Annotated in this window: 14 protein-coding genes; 10 read left to right on the top strand and 4 right to left on the bottom strand. The window is 69.4% G+C overall.

All coding sequences use genetic code 11. The features are described from left to right. Nucleotides 1-16: 16 nt before the first annotated feature. Both AC56DV_RS17715 and AC56DV_RS17710 read right to left on the bottom strand, forming a co-directional pair. On the bottom strand, nucleotides 17-3,004 hold the full coding sequence (locus tag AC56DV_RS17715; RefSeq protein ID WP_496315552.1) for a TonB-dependent receptor: 2,988 nt from the start codon (nucleotides 3,002-3,004) through the stop codon (nucleotides 17-19). A 164-nt stretch (nucleotides 3,005-3,168) separates the two neighbouring features. Beyond that, nucleotides 3,169-4,317 carry a sensor histidine kinase gene (locus AC56DV_RS17710; RefSeq protein WP_496315551.1) on the bottom strand — a complete coding sequence of 383 codons (1,149 nt, stop codon included), beginning with the start codon at nucleotides 4,315-4,317 and terminating at the stop codon, nucleotides 3,169-3,171. Between the two features lie 186 nt (nucleotides 4,318-4,503). On the opposite strand from AC56DV_RS17710, the gene AC56DV_RS17705 reads away from it, so the two are divergent. The 9 genes from AC56DV_RS17705 (at nucleotide 4,504) to AC56DV_RS17665 (ending at nucleotide 14,457) form a co-directional block, all read left to right on the top strand. Continuing rightward, nucleotides 4,504-5,712: a TIGR04552 family protein gene (locus AC56DV_RS17705; RefSeq protein ID WP_496315550.1), complete on the top strand. Its 1,209-nt coding sequence runs from the start codon at nucleotides 4,504-4,506 to the stop codon at nucleotides 5,710-5,712. Between the two features lie 11 nt (nucleotides 5,713-5,723). Beyond that, a complete protein-coding gene (locus tag AC56DV_RS17700; protein ID WP_496315549.1) occupies nucleotides 5,724-6,560 on the top strand; it encodes a substrate-binding periplasmic protein in 837 nt (278 codons plus the stop codon). Between the two features lie 3 nt (nucleotides 6,561-6,563). Next, nucleotides 6,564-7,367: a transporter substrate-binding domain-containing protein gene (locus AC56DV_RS17695; protein WP_496315548.1), complete on the top strand. Its 804-nt coding sequence runs from the start codon at nucleotides 6,564-6,566 to the stop codon at nucleotides 7,365-7,367. A gap of 129 nt (nucleotides 7,368-7,496) precedes the next feature. After that, nucleotides 7,497-8,168, top strand: coding sequence for an RDD family protein (locus AC56DV_RS17690; protein WP_496315547.1), 672 nt, complete (start codon nucleotides 7,497-7,499; stop codon nucleotides 8,166-8,168). 10 nt (nucleotides 8,169-8,178) lie between these two features. After that, nucleotides 8,179-9,138, top strand: a complete 960-nt coding sequence (locus AC56DV_RS17685) for a stage II sporulation protein M (RefSeq protein ID WP_496315546.1) — start codon at nucleotides 8,179-8,181, stop codon at nucleotides 9,136-9,138. Next, the gene (locus tag AC56DV_RS17680) at nucleotides 9,128-10,753 is read left to right on the top strand and encodes a hypothetical protein (protein ID WP_496315545.1); all 1,626 of its coding nucleotides are present in this window, start codon (nucleotides 9,128-9,130) and stop codon (nucleotides 10,751-10,753) included. The genes AC56DV_RS17685 and AC56DV_RS17680 overlap by 11 nt, the downstream gene beginning before the upstream one ends. Next, complete coding sequence (locus AC56DV_RS17675; protein ID WP_496315544.1) at nucleotides 10,750-12,087, top strand: DUF4350 domain-containing protein; 1,338 nt, start codon at nucleotides 10,750-10,752, stop codon at nucleotides 12,085-12,087. Before AC56DV_RS17680 ends, AC56DV_RS17675 begins: the two co-directional genes overlap by 4 nt. Beyond that, complete coding sequence (locus AC56DV_RS17670; RefSeq protein ID WP_496315543.1) at nucleotides 12,074-13,096, top strand: AAA family ATPase; 1,023 nt, start codon at nucleotides 12,074-12,076, stop codon at nucleotides 13,094-13,096. The genes AC56DV_RS17675 and AC56DV_RS17670 overlap by 14 nt, the downstream gene beginning before the upstream one ends. Then, on the top strand, nucleotides 13,093-14,457 hold the full coding sequence (locus AC56DV_RS17665; protein WP_496315542.1) for a DUF58 domain-containing protein: 1,365 nt from the start codon (nucleotides 13,093-13,095) through the stop codon (nucleotides 14,455-14,457). The genes AC56DV_RS17670 and AC56DV_RS17665 overlap by 4 nt, the downstream gene beginning before the upstream one ends. Nucleotides 14,458-14,460: 3 nt before the next feature. Here the strand turns inward: AC56DV_RS17665 and AC56DV_RS17660 are convergent, their stop codons facing one another. Beyond that, on the bottom strand, nucleotides 14,461-15,033 hold the full coding sequence (locus tag AC56DV_RS17660; protein ID WP_496315541.1) for a DUF805 domain-containing protein: 573 nt from the start codon (nucleotides 15,031-15,033) through the stop codon (nucleotides 14,461-14,463). A gap of 57 nt (nucleotides 15,034-15,090) precedes the next feature. On the opposite strand from AC56DV_RS17660, the gene AC56DV_RS17655 reads away from it, so the two are divergent. Next, nucleotides 15,091-16,038 carry an alpha/beta fold hydrolase gene (locus AC56DV_RS17655; protein ID WP_496315540.1) on the top strand — a complete coding sequence of 316 codons (948 nt, stop codon included), beginning with the start codon at nucleotides 15,091-15,093 and terminating at the stop codon, nucleotides 16,036-16,038. A gap of 16 nt (nucleotides 16,039-16,054) precedes the next feature. On the opposite strand, the gene AC56DV_RS17650 is transcribed toward AC56DV_RS17655, so the two are convergent. Next, nucleotides 16,055-17,506 (bottom strand): M16 family metallopeptidase, encoded by a 1,452-nt coding sequence (locus AC56DV_RS17650; protein WP_496315539.1) that lies wholly within the window; start codon nucleotides 17,504-17,506, stop codon nucleotides 16,055-16,057. Nucleotides 17,507-17,508: the final 2 nt, after the last annotated feature.

The raw sequence follows: 17,508 nt of genomic DNA, 5'->3' as shown, positions 1-17,508 counted from the left end.
ACCCGCTCGACACTTCTCAATACTTGTACGTCAGCCCCAGCACGAACGTGCGGCCGGAGTGGACGTACAGCAGCGTGTCGTTGCGCTGCAGGTCGCGGCCGTAGCGCAGCGGGGTGTCGGTCAAGTTCTGGCCTTCCAGGCTCACGCGCAGCTTCGGCGTGAGGTTGTAGGACAGGCTGAAGTCGACACTGGTGGAGCCGTCCACCACCGTGAAGTCGTGCCCCGCCACGTCGCCCAGCACGTTCAGCAGGTAGGACGAACGGTGCGCCGCCGACACCCGCGCGCTGAACTTCGGATCTTCGTAGAACAGCGTGATGTTGTGCGCGTTCGGCGACAGGCCGGTGAAGTTGGCGGTCTTGCTGAGCAGCTCGTTGGCCGGCGTGTTCGGATTGTCCACCCGCGTCACGTAGGTGATCTTGGAGTCGACGTGGGTATAGTTGGCCAGCAGGCCGAAGTTGCTCCAGACGCCGGGCAGGAAGCTGAACGGCGCCTGCAGGTTCAATTCGAAGCCGTTCAGCGGGCCGCCCGGCGTGTTGACCTTGCGGCCCACCGTCACCACCGTGTCCGGCAGCGTCGGGCAGGCCGGCGTGCCGCCGGTGATGCTGCAGCCGCCGCCGATCAGCACCGAATCGGGCAGCCCCAGCGAGGAGAACACGGCGCGCTCGGACACGCCCTGGATGAAGGTGTTGATCTCCTTGCGGAAGTAGCCCACCGACACCAGCGCGTTCTTGGCGTAGTACCACTCGGCCTGCAGGTCATAGGTGCGGGCGCGGATGGGATCGAGTTTCGGGTTGCCGATGGTGACCGACTGGCTTTGCGTGGTTAGCGTAGCCGACGGCGCCAGGTCGGTGTACTCGGGGCGCGACAGCGTCTTGCCGGCCGAGAAGCGCACCAGCACGTCCTTCGGCAGCGAGGCGGTGACGTTCAGCGCCGGCAGCACGTCGCGGTACTTGTGCTCGACGGTGGCAGGGGTCAAGGCGCCGTTGGCGTTGATCAGCGCGAACGAGGTGGCCTTGGTTTCCGCGCCGCGCACGCCCACGTTGCCGCGCAGGCCGACCGGGCCCACGTCGTACTTGAAGTCGACCATGCCGTACAGCGCGTTGATGCCCTCTTCCACGCCGCGGTTGGCCTGCCCCAGGATGTTGTATTCCGAACCCGGCACTTTCGAGCAGTGGCATTCGATGTCGTACACGGCGCGGAACTTGTCCAGGTCCACCGCCGTCCACGAAGTGGGCACGCCGCTGCCGCCCAGGCCGCGCCCGAAGCCGTCGATCTGGCGCGTGATGCTGGCCATGGTGGTGCCGGCCGGCAGCGCCAGGCCGTTGCCGCCCGAGCCGATTTCCACGTTGGTCCAGGTGTTCTTGCGGTTGGAGACGCCGCCGCGCAGCGTGATGTTGTCGTTGACCTCGAAGCTGGCGTTGATGGCGTTGGTGCGCAGCTTGTTCTTGGTGTGCAGGTAGCGGCCCACGAACTGGCCGTGGAAGGTGCCGTCCGCCTCCTGCGGCGCGAAGGTGAACAGGTTGGGATTGGCCACGTCCATGCCGAAGTTCAGCGTCGGCACGTTGCGGTTGTTGCGGAAGTCGAACGAGAAGCCGTTCACGTTCGGCGTGTCGAACTGCACGGTGGCGCGCATCGGCTCGTCCAGGTCGGAGTTCGATACGCCGGTCAGGAAGTCCACCTTGAGGCGGTCGGTGATCTCGCGGCTGCCGGACAGCACCTGCTGGCGGAACAAGGTGGTGTACTTGTCCAGCAGGCCTTCGGTGCGGATGTCGACCGCGTTGAACTTGCCGTAGTCCCAGCTGCCGTTGCTGTCGAAGTGCGCGTCCACGATGGACGATTGCGGCTTGCCGTTGGACTGGCCCAGCGTGCGCCCGAAGGAGATGGCGGAGATGTAGTTGTCGTAGCGGTCGTTCTCGAACTTGCCGCCCATGAAGTCCAGGTTCAGCTCGGTCTTGGTGTCCGGGCGCCATTGCGCGGAGGCGGTGATGCCGGTGCGCTCGTAGTTGGTGAGCGAGCGGCGGTAGCGCGGGATGCGCGGCGCGAACGCGCCCGAGCCGGCGGCCGGGCTGGCGACGGTGCCGCCATAGTTGTCGGTGCGGCCCATCACGTCGTTGTAGGCGGCCAGGCTGGAGGTGCGCGGCACGCCGGTGCCGCAATGGGTGGCGGTGATGCCCTTGGACGGCGTGTTGACCGGGTTTTGCGGCGCGTAGCCGAGCGGCGAGCAGAAGCCGCCTTCCTGGCTGGCGCTCAGCAGTTCCACCGCCTCGTAGCCTTCTTCCTGGATGGTGCGCTTGGAGTAGGCCACCGAGGCCAGCGCGCCGATCTTGCCGATCGGCGTGTCCCAGCGGTCCGAATAGAGCGCGGTCACGCGCGGCTCGGCCTTGCGCGACAGCTCGTTCCACGTGCCCTGCCCGCCCAGGCTGAAGGTCCGGCCCTTGAAGTCGAACGGACGCGCGGTGCGCAGGTCCACGGTGGCGCCCAGCGAGCCTTCTTCCACACCCGCTTCGGAGGTCTTGCGCACTTCCAGGCTGTTGAACAGTTCGGAGGCGAACACGCTGAAGTCGAAACCGCGCCCGCGGTTGGTGCTGCCATTGATGTCGGAAGCGCCGGTGGCGGTCACGCCTTCGATGCCGTTGATGCGCACCCGCGTAAAGCCCGCGTTCAGGCCGCGCACGGTGATCTGCTTGCCCTCGCCGCCATCGCCGCGCGTGAGCGAAACGCCCGGGACGCGCTGCAGCGATTCAGCCAGGTTGGCGTCGGGGAACTTGGCGATGTCCTCGGCCTTGATGACGTCGACGATGCCGTCGCTGTTTTTCTTGGTGTTCAGCGCGCTGTTCAGGCTGGCGCGGAAGCCGGTCACCACCACCACGTTGTCGTCTGCCTTGGCCTCCTGCGCTTGCGCTTGCAGCGAGGCGGCCAGCGCAAACACGGCCAGGGCAATCAGGGTGGGCTTGAATGAAGATGAGGCAGGAGAGGTACTGGTGCTACGGTGCCGGCTAGTCATTGTGTTTCCTTGTGATCTATTTATTCGGAAATGAAGCGCGCGTCCCAACGCGATTGGGATCATATGCGGATTCATTTCGCCCGGAGCGCGGCGAGGTCAAATAGTCAACTTGTTGATTGAGGAAAAACTTGGGCGGGCACCCGCGCAGGAAGCCAAGCGGAGAATCAGGCCACTGAGGCCGCGCCCTGGAACGGGCGCGCGTCGCGCGGAATGTCGATGACGAAGGTGGTGCCGTCCTGTGGGTTGCTGGCAACAATGATGCTGCCGCCGTGGGCCTCGGCCACCTTGCGCGCGAACGGCAGCCCCACGCCCCAGCCGCGCGTGGCGTAGCTGCCGTGCGCGGCGCGGCGGTACAGCTGGAATATGCTCTCGCAGTCCTCGGGCGCAATCGGGTCGCCGTGATTGTGCACTGCGATCTTGACGCGCTCGAAATTCATGCTCACCGTCAGCCGCACCGGGGCGCCGGGACGGCCATACTTGAAGGCGTTGCCGAGCAGGTTTTCCATCGCGCGCCGCAGCGTTTCCCGGCACCAGTGGCCGATCAGCGGCTGCGGCGGCAAATCCAGTTCCACGCGCTGGGCGGCGTCGATGGCGCCGGCCACTTCGCGCGCCAGTTCGGCCAGGTCGAATTCGTCGATGCGCAGGGCCAGCTTGCCGCTGCCGCCGAATACGATCCTGTCGAGCAGCTCGCAGGTCATGGCGTCTATCCTTTGCGCGCTGCGCAGGATGGTCCGGGCCAGCTGGCGCACATCGTCGTCGGCCGCCATCCGCTCGATCAGCTCGGCTGCCATGCGCGCGTTCGACAGCGGCGTGCGCAGGTCGTGCGTGAGCGATGCCACGAACTGCTCGCGCAGCGCGGCCTGCACGGCGGCGAAGGCGTTGGCGCTGTCGCGCATCATGTTGTCGAGACTGTTGGCGATCAGCGTGCGCTGCCCCGGCTCCAGCGGCACGCCGGCCCGTTCCATCTGGGCAAACAGCACTTGCTTGAACAGCTGCAACTCGTGGATCAGCGTGGTAATGTCGTAGGGCGTCAGGCGCGCGCGTTCACCGCCGTGCTCGGTTGCCAGCGCGGCCAGGTCGCTCGCGGCGTGGCTCTGTTCCGAGTCCGTCAACAGCAGCGCCACCGTGTCGACGATGGCGGGCAAGGTGTTGCCCAGGATGGCGACGTGCAAAGGAACGGCTTTGGGCACGGTGTTGCGCACCGTGTCCATCCAGGCTGTTACCACCTGCTCGCGGCAAGCCATCAGGGCGCGCGTGGCCGGCGCCAGGCCAGGCTGCGCAGGATCGGCTGTACCTGTCAGATTGGAGCTCATGACTATCAATATAGCGCGCTGCCGGCCCCGGCGACGCCCGCTTGGATGCAGGCTTCCAGGCGTGCTGCAGCGCACCAGGCGGGGCGCCGCGCAGCGATGAATTTGCAACGCCGCGCCGTGTCCGATTGACCGTTGCGCGGCGCAGGGGGATACTTGCTTGTCGGATAACGCTGATGGCTTAGAGACATGACCGAACTGCATGCTTCACTCAAGTGCGCGCACAAATTCTCGCTGAACTGGGGTTATCTGAACGCCATTGCCAGCGGCGTGTCCGCCATCGACCTGGGCGCACTGGCGCTGCGCAATCTGCACGACGCGCGCCAGTTCGTGCTGGAGTATGGTTTCGACCTGGCCCAGCCGGCCGCGCCCGCCATCATCGCCCGCGCGCACCGGGAAGCGGTGGCCTTCATCGCCGGCACCTTCCTGGAGCCGGGCCAGGAAGCGCTGATCCCGGCCGAGGTGCGCGCGCCGCATGACCCGCTGGAGCTGCTGGTGTATGCCTCACGGCGCGGCTTGCAGGCGGACGCGCTGCGCATGTGGTCGTGCGCGGTGCTGAAAGTGATGCACGGCATTTTCTACATCGACAACAATCTCAAGCTGCGCCATTTCCACACCATCCGCGAGCAGGTGTTCGCCTCGCTGGACGAAGTGATCCGCTGCGACGGCGGCCAGTATTTCCTGACGCACGGCGACACCTGTTTGCCGCTGCTGCATTTCGACCGCAAGAACAACAAGGGCCGCAACAGCATCCTGCTCAAGCTGCTGCAGAAGGCGGCCTACCTGGCGGCGGACGTGTACGACCACCTGGGCGTGCGCATGATCTTCAACACCCGCTTCGAGTGCCTGCTGGCCTTGCAGACCCTGCAGCGCGCGCACCTGCTGTCGGTCACCAACGTGGATTCTCAACGCACCCGCAACACGCTGCTGGACATGGAGGCAGCCAAGGAGGTGTTCTGCAAGTACCGGCCCATGCTGGAGCGCAGCGCGCACTATCCGGCCGAGCTGCTGCAGCGCATGGACCAGGAGCTGCTGGCGCATTCGGAGCAGCAGACCCGCAGCGACAATCCGCACAGCGGCGAAGGCTTCAGCAGCATCCAGGTGACGGTGCGCAAAATGATCCACCTGCACGCCAGCGACGCGGGCGGCAGCAGCCTGCCCATCTTCGCCGCGCAGGACGCCGCCGCGCAGGATTCGGCCGAGCCGGATTACGACGTGGGCTTTTTCTTCGAGTACGAAATCCAGCTGATGGACAAGGCCAGCCATGACCTCAGCCTGAGCGGGCCGGCCAGCCACGAAGCCTACAAGCGGCGCCAGGTGGAAACGGCGCGCCTGCGCGTGCTGGGCCGCGAGCTGCTGCGCTGGATGGACGAGCACAGCGGCGCCGCCGTCGCCTGAGCGGACCCGCCATGCCGCCAATGCCGACCACCATGCCGACGATGGCTCCATGCATGCCGCCGCTGCGGGCGATGGGAGCGCTGTGGGCGCCGGGGATGCTTGCCGCGGCGCTGGCCTGCAGCCTGCTGTCGACGGCTGCTGCGGCGGCCGGTCCGTTGCTGCTGCGCACGGCCGCGCAGGACAACAACACCCTGAAGTACGAGCTGAACGCCAAGCGCAAAGGCATCTGCGTGGAAGTGCTCAAGGCTGTCGAGCAGGTGGCGCCGGGGCTGCGCTTTAGCGGCTGGACCCAGCCCATGTCGCTGCCGCGCATCGAATCGGCGCTGGCCGAGGGCCAGCTGGACGCGTTCTGCGCGCTGATACCGACCCGGGCGCGGCAAGCGAAGTTCGCCTTCATCGAGATCCCGGTCTATACCGTGCGCCACAAGATCGCCGTGCGCGCCGACGACAAAATCGCCATCAGCACGCTGGACGAGATCCGCAAGCTGGGGCCGGACAACGTGATCATCGTATCCAGGGGCTCGGCGTATGAGAGCATGCTGCTCAGCGAACCGGGACTGCGCCTGGACGCCAGCAGCAGCGACACCGAAGTCAATCTGCGCAAGCTGCTGAACAAGCGCGGGCGCTTCTTCTACCACACCGAAGGCGCGCTGCGGCGCAGCATCGCCGACGAACATCTGACCGGCATGATCAAACTGCTGCCCATGGTGCTCCGGGAAGAGCCGCTGTACTTCGCGGTCTCGCGCAAGCTGGCGCCGGCCGCCACCGACCAGCTCAGGCAGGCGCTGCAAACGCTGGCCGACCGGGGCGAGCTGCAGAAGATCTACGCCAGCTACAAGGACAACTGACCCATGCCGCGCCTGCCCCCGCTTCTGTGCCTGCTCCTGCCTCTGCTGGCCGCGCCGGCGCGCGCCGGCGGCGGCGAGCAGGCCGGCCAGCCCGCGCCGCTGGTCATGTGCTATGAGGACGTGGAGCAGCGCCCCTGGAGTTCGCCGGACGGCACCGGCTTGAACTTCGAGCTGCTGCGGCGGGTGGAAAAGCAGCTGGGCGAGCGTTTCGTGTACGCCGCCAAGCCCTGGCGGCGCTGCATCGAAGAGCTGCGCCTGGGCACGGTGGACGCCGTCATCGCCGCCGCCGACGCCAAGGCCCGGCGCAGCTTCGCCGCCTATCCGCTGCTGCCGGACGGCAGGGCCGATCCGGCGCGCGCGCTGTACGCGGACAACGTCAACGTGTTCCTGCGAGCGGGCGGGCAAGGCAGCTGGGACGGCCACACGCTGCGCGCGCCCAACCAGGAAGTGGCGGTGCAGTCGGGCTACCTGATCAGCTCGGTGCTGCGCGAGCGCGGCTACCGCCCGCGCGAGCTGGTGAAGTCGGCCGACGACGCCTTGCGCCTGCTGTCGACCGGCATGTTCGACGTCGCCATCCTGCAGGGCCTCGAAGCGAGCAAGCTGGCGCGCAGCGACCCGCGCTTCCAGGGCCAGGTGGTGCAGGCCGCGCAGCCGTACTGGGTGGTGGAACTGCACCTGGCCTTCAACCGCGCCGCCTACCGCCGCAGCCCGCAGCGCGCGGACGCCATCTGGCACGCCATCGCCGCCGTGCGCAACTCGGCCGACTACCGCCGCCTGGCCAGCGAAGCCGGGGTGCCGGAACCGTAGCCGGCACCATGGCTGGAGCCACGGCCATCCACGCAGGGCGGTTAGCAAGCTGCCCTGTTTACGTTTTTTGCAACCCTTATGCCGTTCTTGGATACAATATGACTCCATGAACACCCCACCGCCACGGCCTTGATCGACGGCCGCCTCTCGCTCACCACGCCGGAAGGCACGCGCTTGCTGCTCACCCCGGCCGGGCCGGCTCCGCGCGCCTGGGCCTGGGCGCTGGACGTCACGCTGTGGCTGACCTTCATGTTGCTGGCCAACTGGCTGCTGAGCGGACCGCGCATGGCGCAGGGCGTGCTGGCGGTGCTGGCCTTCGTCAGCTATTGGGGCTACCCCGTCATCTGCGAAGTGTATTTCCAGGGCCAGACCGTGGGCAAGCGCGCGCTCGGCCTGCAGGTACGGCGCGACAACGGCCTGCCCGTGGGCTGGCGCGAATCGGCGCTGCGCAACCTGCTGCTGGCGGCCGACTTTTTGCCGCTGGCCTACGCAACCGGCCTCGCCTGCATGCTGTACGACCGCCAGTTCCGCCGCCTGGGCGACATCGTGGCCGGCACGCTGGTGGTGTACCGCGACCGGGCGCCGCCGCGTCCCGCGGTGCGCGAAGCGACGCCGCTGCCGCTGCCATTCCCCCTCACATCCGCGCAGCAGCGCGCGCTGGCCGACCTGTTCGAGCGCGAACAGGGCCTGCCGCCGGCGCGGCTGGAAGAGCTGGGCAGCATCGCCGAGCCGCTCACCGGCGCCACCGGCGCGGCCTCGCTGGAGCGGCTGCGCTCCTACGCGGCGGGGCTGAAGCAATGAGGCAGAACCGATGAAGCAGACCCAGTTCGAACAGCAGCACGCGCCGCTGTGGGAAGCCATCGACGCCATCCTGCAGAACCGCTCGGACGACGCGGCCGCGCTGCCGGCGCTGTACCGCCGCCTGTGCCAGTGCCTGGCGCTGGCCGGCCAGCGCGGTTACTCGCCTGCGCTCACGGACTACCTGCACGCGCAGGCGGCGGCCTGCCACCTGCGCCTGTACGGCAGCGTGGCCGAACGTCCGCGCGCGCTGCTGCAATGGATGCTGGTGGATTTTCCGCGCCGCGTGCGCGCCGAATGGCGCCTGCTGCTGCTGGCGGTGCTGGCGGTGTTCGGCGTGGCGCTGGGACTGGGCCTGCTGGTGTGGCAGCAGCCGCATTGGGCGCACAGCTTCATCGATCCGGCGCAGCTGGAAAAATACCGCCAGATGTACCGCCCCGGCCGCATCGACCTCGGGCGCGGACAGGAAGGCGACCTGCAGATGTTCGGCCACTACATCTGGAACAACGTGTCGATCTGCTTCCGCACTTTCGCCGGCGGCATTTTCGGCGGCCTGCCGTCGCTGCTCAGCCTGGCCTTCAACGGCATGCACATGGGCGTGATCGCCAGCTGGCTGAACATGGACCCGCTGACGCGCACCAATTTCTGGTCCTTCGTGGTGACCCACTCCAGCTTCGAGATTACCGGCCTGGTGCTGGCCGGCGTGTCCGGCATGCGGCTCGGCCTGGCGCTGATCGCGCCCGGACGCCTGAGCCGGCGCCACGCGCTGCACGCAGCCAGCCGCGCCATGTTCCCGGTGCTGGTGGGCGCCGCGCTGCTGACCCTGCTGGCGGCCTTCGTGGAGGCCTTCTGGTCGGCCAGCGCGGCGGTGCCGCCGCAGGTGAAGTACGCGGTGGGCGGCGTGTGCTGGGCGGCGGTCATCGCCTTCTTCCTGCTGGCGGGCCGCAGCCGGGGAGCGCAACATGCGGATTGACAATCTGCAGATCGCGCTGCGGCCGCGCCCCGCTCCGCAGGCGCTGGACCTGGGCTTCGCGCTGCTGCGCGCGCACGCCGGCCCGGTGTACAAGACCTGGCTGGCGCTGTGGCTGCCCTTGTGCGCGCTGTCCCTGCTGCTGATCTGGGCGGCGCCCGGCTACGCGGCCTTATGGATGTTCCTGCCCTGGTGGCTGCGGCCATTGCTGGAGCGCGGCCCGCTGTACGTGCTGTCGCGCCAGGTGTTCGGCGAAGACGTGACGTGGCGCCAGGCGCTGCGCGCGTGGCCGCGCCAGCTGGGCGGCGGCTGGTTCCGGATGCTCACGTGGTGGCGGCTGTTCATGCCGGGGCGCGGCCTGTACCAGCCGGTCTGGCAGCTGGAGCAGGCGCGCGGGGCCACCGCCAGCGAGCGGCGGCACGCCATCGGCCGCAACGGCACCGGCGCCGCCGCCTACCGCTTCGGCCTGGCCTGCGCGCATTTCGAGGCGGTGCTGAACTTCGGCCTGGTGGCCCTGGTCGGGCTGTTCCTCAGCGACGGGGCTTCCATCAATCCGCTGGCCATTTTCTTCAAAGGCTCCAACGGCCCGCTGCTCGACTTGCTGGCCATGGCCGCCTATGTGGTGGCGGGCGGCATCGTGGGACCGGTCTACACGGCGTGCTGCTTCACGCTGTACCTGAACCGGCGCGCCACGCTGGAAGCATGGGATATCGAGATCACGCTGCGCCAGATCCAGGCCCCAGCCGCTCGGCACCAGGCGCCTGCCCCGCTGCAGGCCGGCCATGCGAGTCCGCTGCTGCTGGCCTGGCTGGCCGCGCTGGGGCTGGCGGCTGCGCTGCTGTTCCCGCCGGCCAGCGCCGAGCCGCTGCAGGCGGCCGCGCCGCCCCCGGCTGCGGCGCCGGGCGACGCGCAGTGCGCGCGGCCCCGCCACTTGCAGGACCCGGTCGGCAGGCACGCGCCCGCGCGCAGCGCCGAACAGGCCGCGCTGCGCAAGGAACTCAAGCAGCTGTACAACAGCGACGACCTGCGCGGCTACAAATGCGAGGACAGCTGGCACCTCAAGGATTTCGACGACCCGCAGCCCGAGCAGCCGCTCAAGATGCCGGACCTGAGCGCCCTGGCGCTGGCCATCAAGGTGGTACTGATCGCCAGCGGCGTTGCGCTGGTGGCCTGGCTGATGTACCGCTATCGCGGCAAGTTCGCCTGGCTGCTGCCGGCGCCCGCCGTGCAGGCGGCCACCGAAATCGCGGGGCTGGACATCCGCGCCGAAAGCCTGCCGGCCGACGTGGCGGGCGCGGTGCGCAGCCTGTGGGAACAGGGCGAACGGCGCGGCGCGCTGGCCTTGCTGTACCGCGCCACCTTGTCGCGCCTGGTGCACCAGGATGGATTGCAACTGGCCCAGGGCGCCACGGAGGGCGACTGCCTGCGCCTGGCGCAGCAGGCCGGCCTGCCTCCCGCGCGCTACCAGGTCGCCGCCACCGCCACCACGCTGTGGCTGAACGGCGCCTATGGCGCGCGCTGGCCGGATAGCGCCGCGCTCTACGCCGCCTGCGGCGCGTGGCGGGCGCAGTTCGATGCGGCCGCAGCAACACCCGCCCCGCAGGGGGAGCACGCGTGAGCGCCGCCAAGCCAGCCATACAGCGCCGCCCGGGCCGAAGCGGCGCGCGCGCGCTGATCGCCCTGGCCTGCGTGGCCGCGCTGGCGGGCTGCGTGTGGCTCTGGTACGCGGTCATGGAGCGCTCGCCGACCGCGGTGACCTATATTTCCCCGCTGGCCATCGACAACCCCATGCTGGCCGCCGGCACCTTGCTCAAGCAGCACGGCTACAGCGTCCATGTCGAGAAACGCCTGAGCGGCGCAGGCCTGGCAGCGCTGCCGGGCGGCACGCTGATCCTGGCCGACAACAACGGCCAGGTCAATCCGGTGCAGGCGGCGCAGCTGATGGAATGGGTCCGGCGCGGCAACACCGTGGTGCTGCAGCCCAAGTGGGTGCCGGTGCAGTACCGCGACGCGGACAATGCGCGCCGCCCCGACACGCAAAAGCGGCTGACGCCGCTGACCGAACCGGACCCGCTGGGCGCGCGCTTCGGCGTCGGCCTGAGCTACCGCACCAAGCTGCGCGCCAACTGCGACACGCTGAATGGCGCCGCAGCGGCCCTGCCGCCCGAGGACGACGAGGAAGACGAGGAATTCGAAGAAGAGGCAAGCGCGGCCACGAACAAGCCGAAAGAGCTGCGCCAGCTCACCTGCGTCACCCTGCCCGGCGGCAGCTATCCGCTCGCGCTGGACACCGGCACCGAGGTGCTGCACACGCTGCGCGCCGGCCGCCAGCCCCTGTGGAGCGATTTCGACGGCATGTCGGTGCGCGTGTACGCCGAAGGGCGCGGCCATGTCGCCATGGTGTCGGACAATTACTTCAACAACCAGCGCCTGCCGCGCTTCGACCACGCCGAACTGCTGCTTGGCCTGGCGCGCCTGAACCAGCAGGGCCGCAACGTGACGCTGGTGCTGCACGCCGACGCGGCGCCGTGGTACGCCATAGTATGGCGCGCCGCGTGGATGCCGCTGACCGCGCTGGCGGTGCTGCTTGCGCTGCTGCTGTGGCGCGCGGCGCGCCGGTTCGGCCCCATGCTGCCGGAACCGGACGCCGAGCGCCGCTCGCTGCTCGAACACATCGAGGCCAGCGGCAACTGGCTGTGGCGCGCCAAGGGCGGCCGCGACGTGCTGCTGGCCGCCGCGCGCCAGGAAACCCAGGCGCTGCTGCGGCGGCGCGCGCCGGAGCTACAGCAGCTCGGCGACGAAGAACAAGCGGCGCGCCTGGCGCGCCTGTGCAATGTGCCGCTTATCGACATGCACAGCGCGCTGCACGGCCCGGCGGCGCCCCACCCGGCCGCCTTCACGCGCCAGATCCAGCTACTCCAACAAGCGAGAATCCACCATGAGCGACAGTAACCAAGCGATCCCCAACGAAGACAGCGCAAGCGGCGGCGAAATCAGCCCCGAGCGCCTGCAGCAGGCGCTCGACATTGTGCGCCGCATGGCCGGGGAAATCCGCCGCGCCGTGGTGGGCCAGCAGGAAGTGATCGACCAGGTGCTGGCCTGCATGCTGGCCGGCGGCCACGTGCTGGTGGAAGGCGTGCCGGGGCTGGGCAAGACGCTGCTGGTGCGCGCGCTGGCCAAGACCTTCGCCGGCGAATTCTCGCGCATCCAGTTCACGCCCGACCTGATGCCGGCCGACGTGATGGGCCACGCCGTGTTCGACCTGAAGAACCAGACCTTCAGCGTGCGCAAAGGCCCCGTGTTCGCCAACCTGCTGCTGGCCGACGAGATCAACCGTGCGCCGGCCAAGACCCAGTCCGCGCTGCTGGAGGCGATGCAGGAAAGCCAGGTCACCATCGAAGGCGAGGCGCACGCGCTGGCGCCGCCGTTCATGGTGCTGGCCACCCAGAATCCGCTGGAGAACGAAGGCACCTACCCGCTGCCCGAGGCGCAGCTGGACCGTTTCCTGATCAAGGTGCGCATCGCCTACCCGAGCGAGGGCGAGGAGCAGGCCATGCTGCAGACGGTCACGCGCAACCGCGTGGGCGACGGGCTGGACGTGGCCGCCGTGGCCACGCTGGTCAAACCGGAAACGGTGCTGGCGCTGCAGCAGCTGGTGGCGCGCATCCGGGTGGACGACAGCGTGGCCAACTACGCGGTGCGCCTGGTGCGCGCCACGCGCGACTGGCCAGGCATCGCCATCGGCGCCGGCCCGCGCGGCAGCATCGCGCTGGTGCGCATGGCGCGCGCCATGGCCCTGCTGGCCGGGCGCGACTACGTGACGCCGGACGACATCAAGCAGGCCAGCCTGCCGGTGCTGCGCCACCGCATCGCCATCTCGCCGGAAAGCGAACTCGACGGCCTGAACAGCGACCAGCTGCTGGCGGCGCTGGTGCAGCAGATCGCCGCGCCGCGCGCATGACGCCTTCGCGCCGCCTGCTGTTGCTGGTGCTGGCCTGGGCCGGCGCCGGCGCCGCCGCCAGCGCCGGCCTGGCGTGGGCGTCCCCGCCTGCCGCCCTGGCCACGGCGGTGACGGCCGCGTGGTGGCTGGCCGGCGCCGCGCTGCTGGCCGCCGCGCTGGCCGACGCCTGGCAGGCGCTGCGCGCGCCGCCGCTGCGGCTGGAGCGCCAGCTGTCCGGCGTGCTGCCGGTGGAGCTGTGGCACGGCGTAACGCTGACGGTGCACAACCTCGGCGCGCGCCCGCTGCGGCTGGACCTGTTCGACGCCTATCCCACCGCCTGGGCCATGGAGGGCATGCCGCACGCCTGCACGGTGGACGGCGGCGCCTTCGTGTCGGTGGCCTACCGCGTCAGGCCGGACCGGCGCGGCAACGCGCAGTTCGGCCAGCCGCACGTGCGCATCGCCACGCCGTGGGGCTTGTGGCAGCGCACGCGCCGCATCGGGCCGCAGCAACAGGTGAAGGTATTCCCCGACTATTCCCGCCTGCTGGGCCAGACCCTGCAGGCAACCGACCGCCGCGCGCCGGCGGCCGGCGCCATCCGCAAGCGGCGGCGCGGCGAAGGCACCGACTTCCGCCAGCTGCGCGAATACCGCCAGGGCGACAGCCTGCGCTCGATCGACTGGAAAGCCACGGCGCGCCAGCGCAAGCCGATCGCCCGCGAATACCAGGAGGAGCGCGACCAGCAGGTGGTGTTCCTGCTCGACTGCGGCCGCCGCATGCTGGCCCGGGAACAGGACGGCAGCGAACATGGCAGCCATTTCGACCACGCGCTGCAGGCGGTGCTGACTTTGGGCTTCGTGGCGCAGAAACAGGGCGATGCGGTGGGGCTGATGAGTTTTGGCGGGGCTGCCGGCAACGGGGACAACCGCTGGCTGGCGCCAAGCAAGGGCCGCGCCGGTTTCGACCGCCTGCTGGCGGGCGTGTATGATGTGCAGCCGGATGAAACCGCGCCCGACTACACGCAGGCGGCGGGCGCGCTGATGAAGAAGCTGTCCAAGCGCGCCTTCGTGGTGTTGATCACCAACCTGCGCGACGAGGACGACCAGGCCATGCGCAGCGCCTGCGAGCTGCTCGGCACGCGCCACATGGTGCTGTGCGCCAGCCTGCGCGAGCAGGCGCTGGACCGCGCCGCCGCCGCGCCGGTGGCCGGCTTCCAGGACGCGCTGCGCCAGCCGGCCGCCATGCTGTATCTGCAGCAGCGGCGCGAAGCGATACGGCGCCTGGGCCTGCGCGCCAGCGCGCTGGTGGACGTGGCGCCCGGCCAGCTCAGCGCCGCGCTGATCGAGCGCTACCTGGACATCAAGGAAAGCGGGCAGCTGTAGCGCTTACAGGCCCTGGCTTGCCGACGCGGCTTTCGCCTTCTGCACATAGTCCTGGTAGGCGGGAATGGCGACGGCGGCCATCACGCCGATCACGAACACGGTGAACAGGATGGGGAACACCAGGCCGAAGAGCTTGATCATCGTGGTGTTGGGCGAAGGCGCGGGGCCGAAATCGTTGCCGCCCTCGTCGCCGCGCGCGAAGACCAGGTACAGCGAGACGATGAAGTTCACCAGCGGCACCCACAGCAGCAGCGAGAACCAGCCGGAGCGGTTCACGTCGTTGAAGCGGCGCTTGGCCAGCACGAAGCTGAACACCAGCAGCGGCAGGTAGAGCACGGTGCTGATGGCGACGATGGCGTCCGGGTTGTCCGACAGGGCGCCGCTCGCGCCCAGCACGCCCATCAGGACGGTGACCGGCAGCATGTTGATGAGGGAGACGATGAACAGGTAGGCCAGGTAGCGCAGGCGGCCGATGCGGCCGCGCCAGGCCCACAGCCGGGGTTCGTAGGTGTCCTTGCCCGACGCCAGGCCGGACAAGGCGGCGCCGGGCGCCGAGTAAGGATTGGTAGTGTTCACGGTGATGCTCCCTGATATGCGTAAGTTTAAGTAAGTTCAATAAAAGGAAAATCTGTCATGGATCCACAACAACTGGTCTACTTCATCAGCGCCCTGCTTTCCCTGGGCGCTGCGGTGCTGATGGCGCTGGTCCTGTTCGACCGCCTGGCGCCGATAGCCGCCGCCCGCGTCGGCATTGCGCTGGAGCGGCTGCGCGCCGGCCTGCGCCTGCGCCAGGCCAGCGTGCCCGGCTTCAGCATGCCCTACCTGGAAGGCGGCAAAGGCGACACCCTGGTGCTGGTGCACGGCTTCGCCGGCGACAAGGACAACTTCACCCGCATGGCGCGCTTCCTCACGCCGCATTACCGCGTGATCTGCCCCGACCTGCCCGGCTTCGGCGACGCCGGCCGCGACCCGCAGGCCGCCTACGGCATCGCCGAGCAGACCGAGCGCCTGCGCGCGCTGCTGGACCAGGTCGCGCCGGGCAAAATCCACCTGGGCGGCAATTCCATGGGCGGCTTCATCGCCGCGCAGTTTGCCGCCGCCCATCCGGAGCGCGTGGCCAGCCTGTGGCTGCTGGACGCGGCCGGCACCGAAGCGTCGTACAGCTCCGACGTGCTGAAGCACTACGACGCCAGCGGCGACATGCCGCTGCTGGTGCGCGAAGAACAGGAGTACGGCGCCCTGGTCGACGCCTGCACCCGGGAACGCCCTTTCCTGCCGCATTCGGTGCTCACCGCGCTGGGCCGGCGCGCCGCGGCCGACTTCCCGCTGCATACGGCCATCATGCGCCAGGTGTCGGCCTCGCCGCTGCTGCAGCCGCAGCCGCAGTACGCGGCCCTGCCGGCGCTGGTGGTGTGGGGCGAGCAGGACAAGATACTGCACCCGTCCGGCGCCGCCGCCTTCGCCCGGCTGTTCCCGCGCAGCCGCACGGTGATGATGCCGGGCGTGGGCCACCTGCCGATGGTGGAAGAACCCAGGCGCACCGCGCAGGATTACCTGGACTTCCGCCGCACGCTGGCCTGAGCGGCGGCTGCGCGCCCTAGCGGTCGGTGACGGTGAACTCGCCGAACTCCTTCAGCTGTTCCTCGATGGCCTTCCTGTCGCCCACCACCACGATGGACTGGCTCTCCGGCGCGAAGTACTTCCTGCCCATCTCGCGCACCTGCTCGGCGCTCACCTTCTGAATCTTCGGCACGAAGCTGCCGAGGAATTCAGGCGGCAGGCCCACCAGCCAGTTGCCCGCCAGCGTGGCCGCCACCGCGCGCTGCAGCTGGTTGGTGATCAGGTAGGAGCCGGCCACGTAGCGCTTGTTCATGCTCATTTCCTCGTCGTCCACCAGCTCCGTGCCCAGCTTGCGGTACTCCTTGAAGTACTCGCCCAGCGAGGCGCCGGTGACTTCGTTGCGCACGTCCGCGCCGCCGACGATGGCGCCGCCGTTGCGGCTCATGCGCGCGCCGGCCGAGGCGCCGTAGGTGTAGCCCTTCTCTTCGCGCAGGTTGAGGTTGACGCGGCTGCTGAAGCCGCCGCCCAGGATGGTGCTGGCCAGGCGCAGCGGCACGTGGTCATCCACGCTGGCGGCGGCGCCGGGGCGGCCCAGGCGCAAGGTGGACTGCACGCTGCCGGCCCGCTCGAGCAGCAGGCGCTGCGGCGCCATGGCGGCCGGCGCGGGCGGCGTTTCCGGCAGCGCCGGGCCGCTGGCCTTCCAGCTGCCGAAGGCCGCTTCGGCCAGTTTCATGGCGTCCGCTTCCTTGATGCGGCCGGTGACCACCAGCAGGCTGCGCTCGGGGCGGAAGCGCTTGGCGTGTTCGGCGCGCAGCAGCGCGGCGTCGGTCGAATCGATCGATTCGGCGGTGGCGGTGGTGCGGCCGTAAGGATGGTCGCCGTAGACGGTGCGCGAGATGGCGCGTTCGGCGCGGAACGCCGGGCGCGCCTCGGCCGCCTTCAGCGCCTGCAGGGCGTTGGTCTTGGCCAGCTTGACTTCCTCGTCCGGGAAGGACGGCTCGCGCGCCACTTCGGCCAGCAGCGCCGCCATTGGCGCGGCGTTGGAGGCCAGCGCGTTGCCGAACACGGTGATGCCGTCGTTGGCGGTGGAGGCGCCCACGCTGCCGCCCATGCCCTGCGCCGCTTCGGCGATGGCGCGCGAGCTGCGCTTGGCGGTGCCTTCATTGAGCAGGTTGGCCAGCAGGCTGGCGAAGGCCGGATGCTTGGCGTCGTCGGCCGCGTAGCCGGCGCCGCGCACGGCCAGCACGAAGTCCACGCGCGGCAGGCCCTGGCGCGGCACCACCCACACTTCCAGGCCGTTGGCCAGCGTCTTCTTGGCGATCTTGGGCACCGGCAGCGGCTTGTCGGCGCCGTAGGGCGGCACCGGGGACACCGCGGCAGCGGCTGCGGGCGGCGCCGCCGGCGTCCCGGCCTTGGCGGCGGCGGTCTGGGCGTGCAGCATGGGAGCGCACAGCGTGGAGATGGCCACGGCCAGTATCAGTTTCTTCATGG

The sequence above is a fragment of the Massilia sp. BGA-UO-ETr-WB1 genome, assembly GCF_059567845.1.
The sequence above is the reverse complement of the archived record's forward strand: the minus strand, read 5'-3'. Positions and strand labels throughout refer to the sequence as shown.

Coding starts and splice junctions, on each gene's coding strand:
- AC56DV_RS17715 (WP_496315552.1), bottom strand. CDS start 3,004: ATGACTAGCCGGCACCGTAGCACCAGTACCTCTCCTGCCTCATCTTCA.
- AC56DV_RS17710 (WP_496315551.1), bottom strand. CDS start 4,317: ATGAGCTCCAATCTGACAGGTACAGCCGATCCTGCGCAGCCTGGCCTG.
- AC56DV_RS17705 (WP_496315550.1), top strand. CDS start 4,504: ATGACCGAACTGCATGCTTCACTCAAGTGCGCGCACAAATTCTCGCTG.
- AC56DV_RS17700 (WP_496315549.1), top strand. CDS start 5,724: ATGCCGCCAATGCCGACCACCATGCCGACGATGGCTCCATGCATGCCG.
- AC56DV_RS17695 (WP_496315548.1), top strand. CDS start 6,564: ATGCCGCGCCTGCCCCCGCTTCTGTGCCTGCTCCTGCCTCTGCTGGCC.
- AC56DV_RS17685 (WP_496315546.1), top strand. CDS start 8,179: ATGAAGCAGACCCAGTTCGAACAGCAGCACGCGCCGCTGTGGGAAGCC.
- AC56DV_RS17680 (WP_496315545.1), top strand. CDS start 9,128: ATGCGGATTGACAATCTGCAGATCGCGCTGCGGCCGCGCCCCGCTCCG.
- AC56DV_RS17670 (WP_496315543.1), top strand. CDS start 12,074: ATGAGCGACAGTAACCAAGCGATCCCCAACGAAGACAGCGCAAGCGGC.
- AC56DV_RS17665 (WP_496315542.1), top strand. CDS start 13,093: ATGACGCCTTCGCGCCGCCTGCTGTTGCTGGTGCTGGCCTGGGCCGGC.
- AC56DV_RS17655 (WP_496315540.1), top strand. CDS start 15,091: ATGGATCCACAACAACTGGTCTACTTCATCAGCGCCCTGCTTTCCCTG.
- AC56DV_RS17650 (WP_496315539.1), bottom strand. CDS start 17,506: ATGAAGAAACTGATACTGGCCGTGGCCATCTCCACGCTGTGCGCTCCC.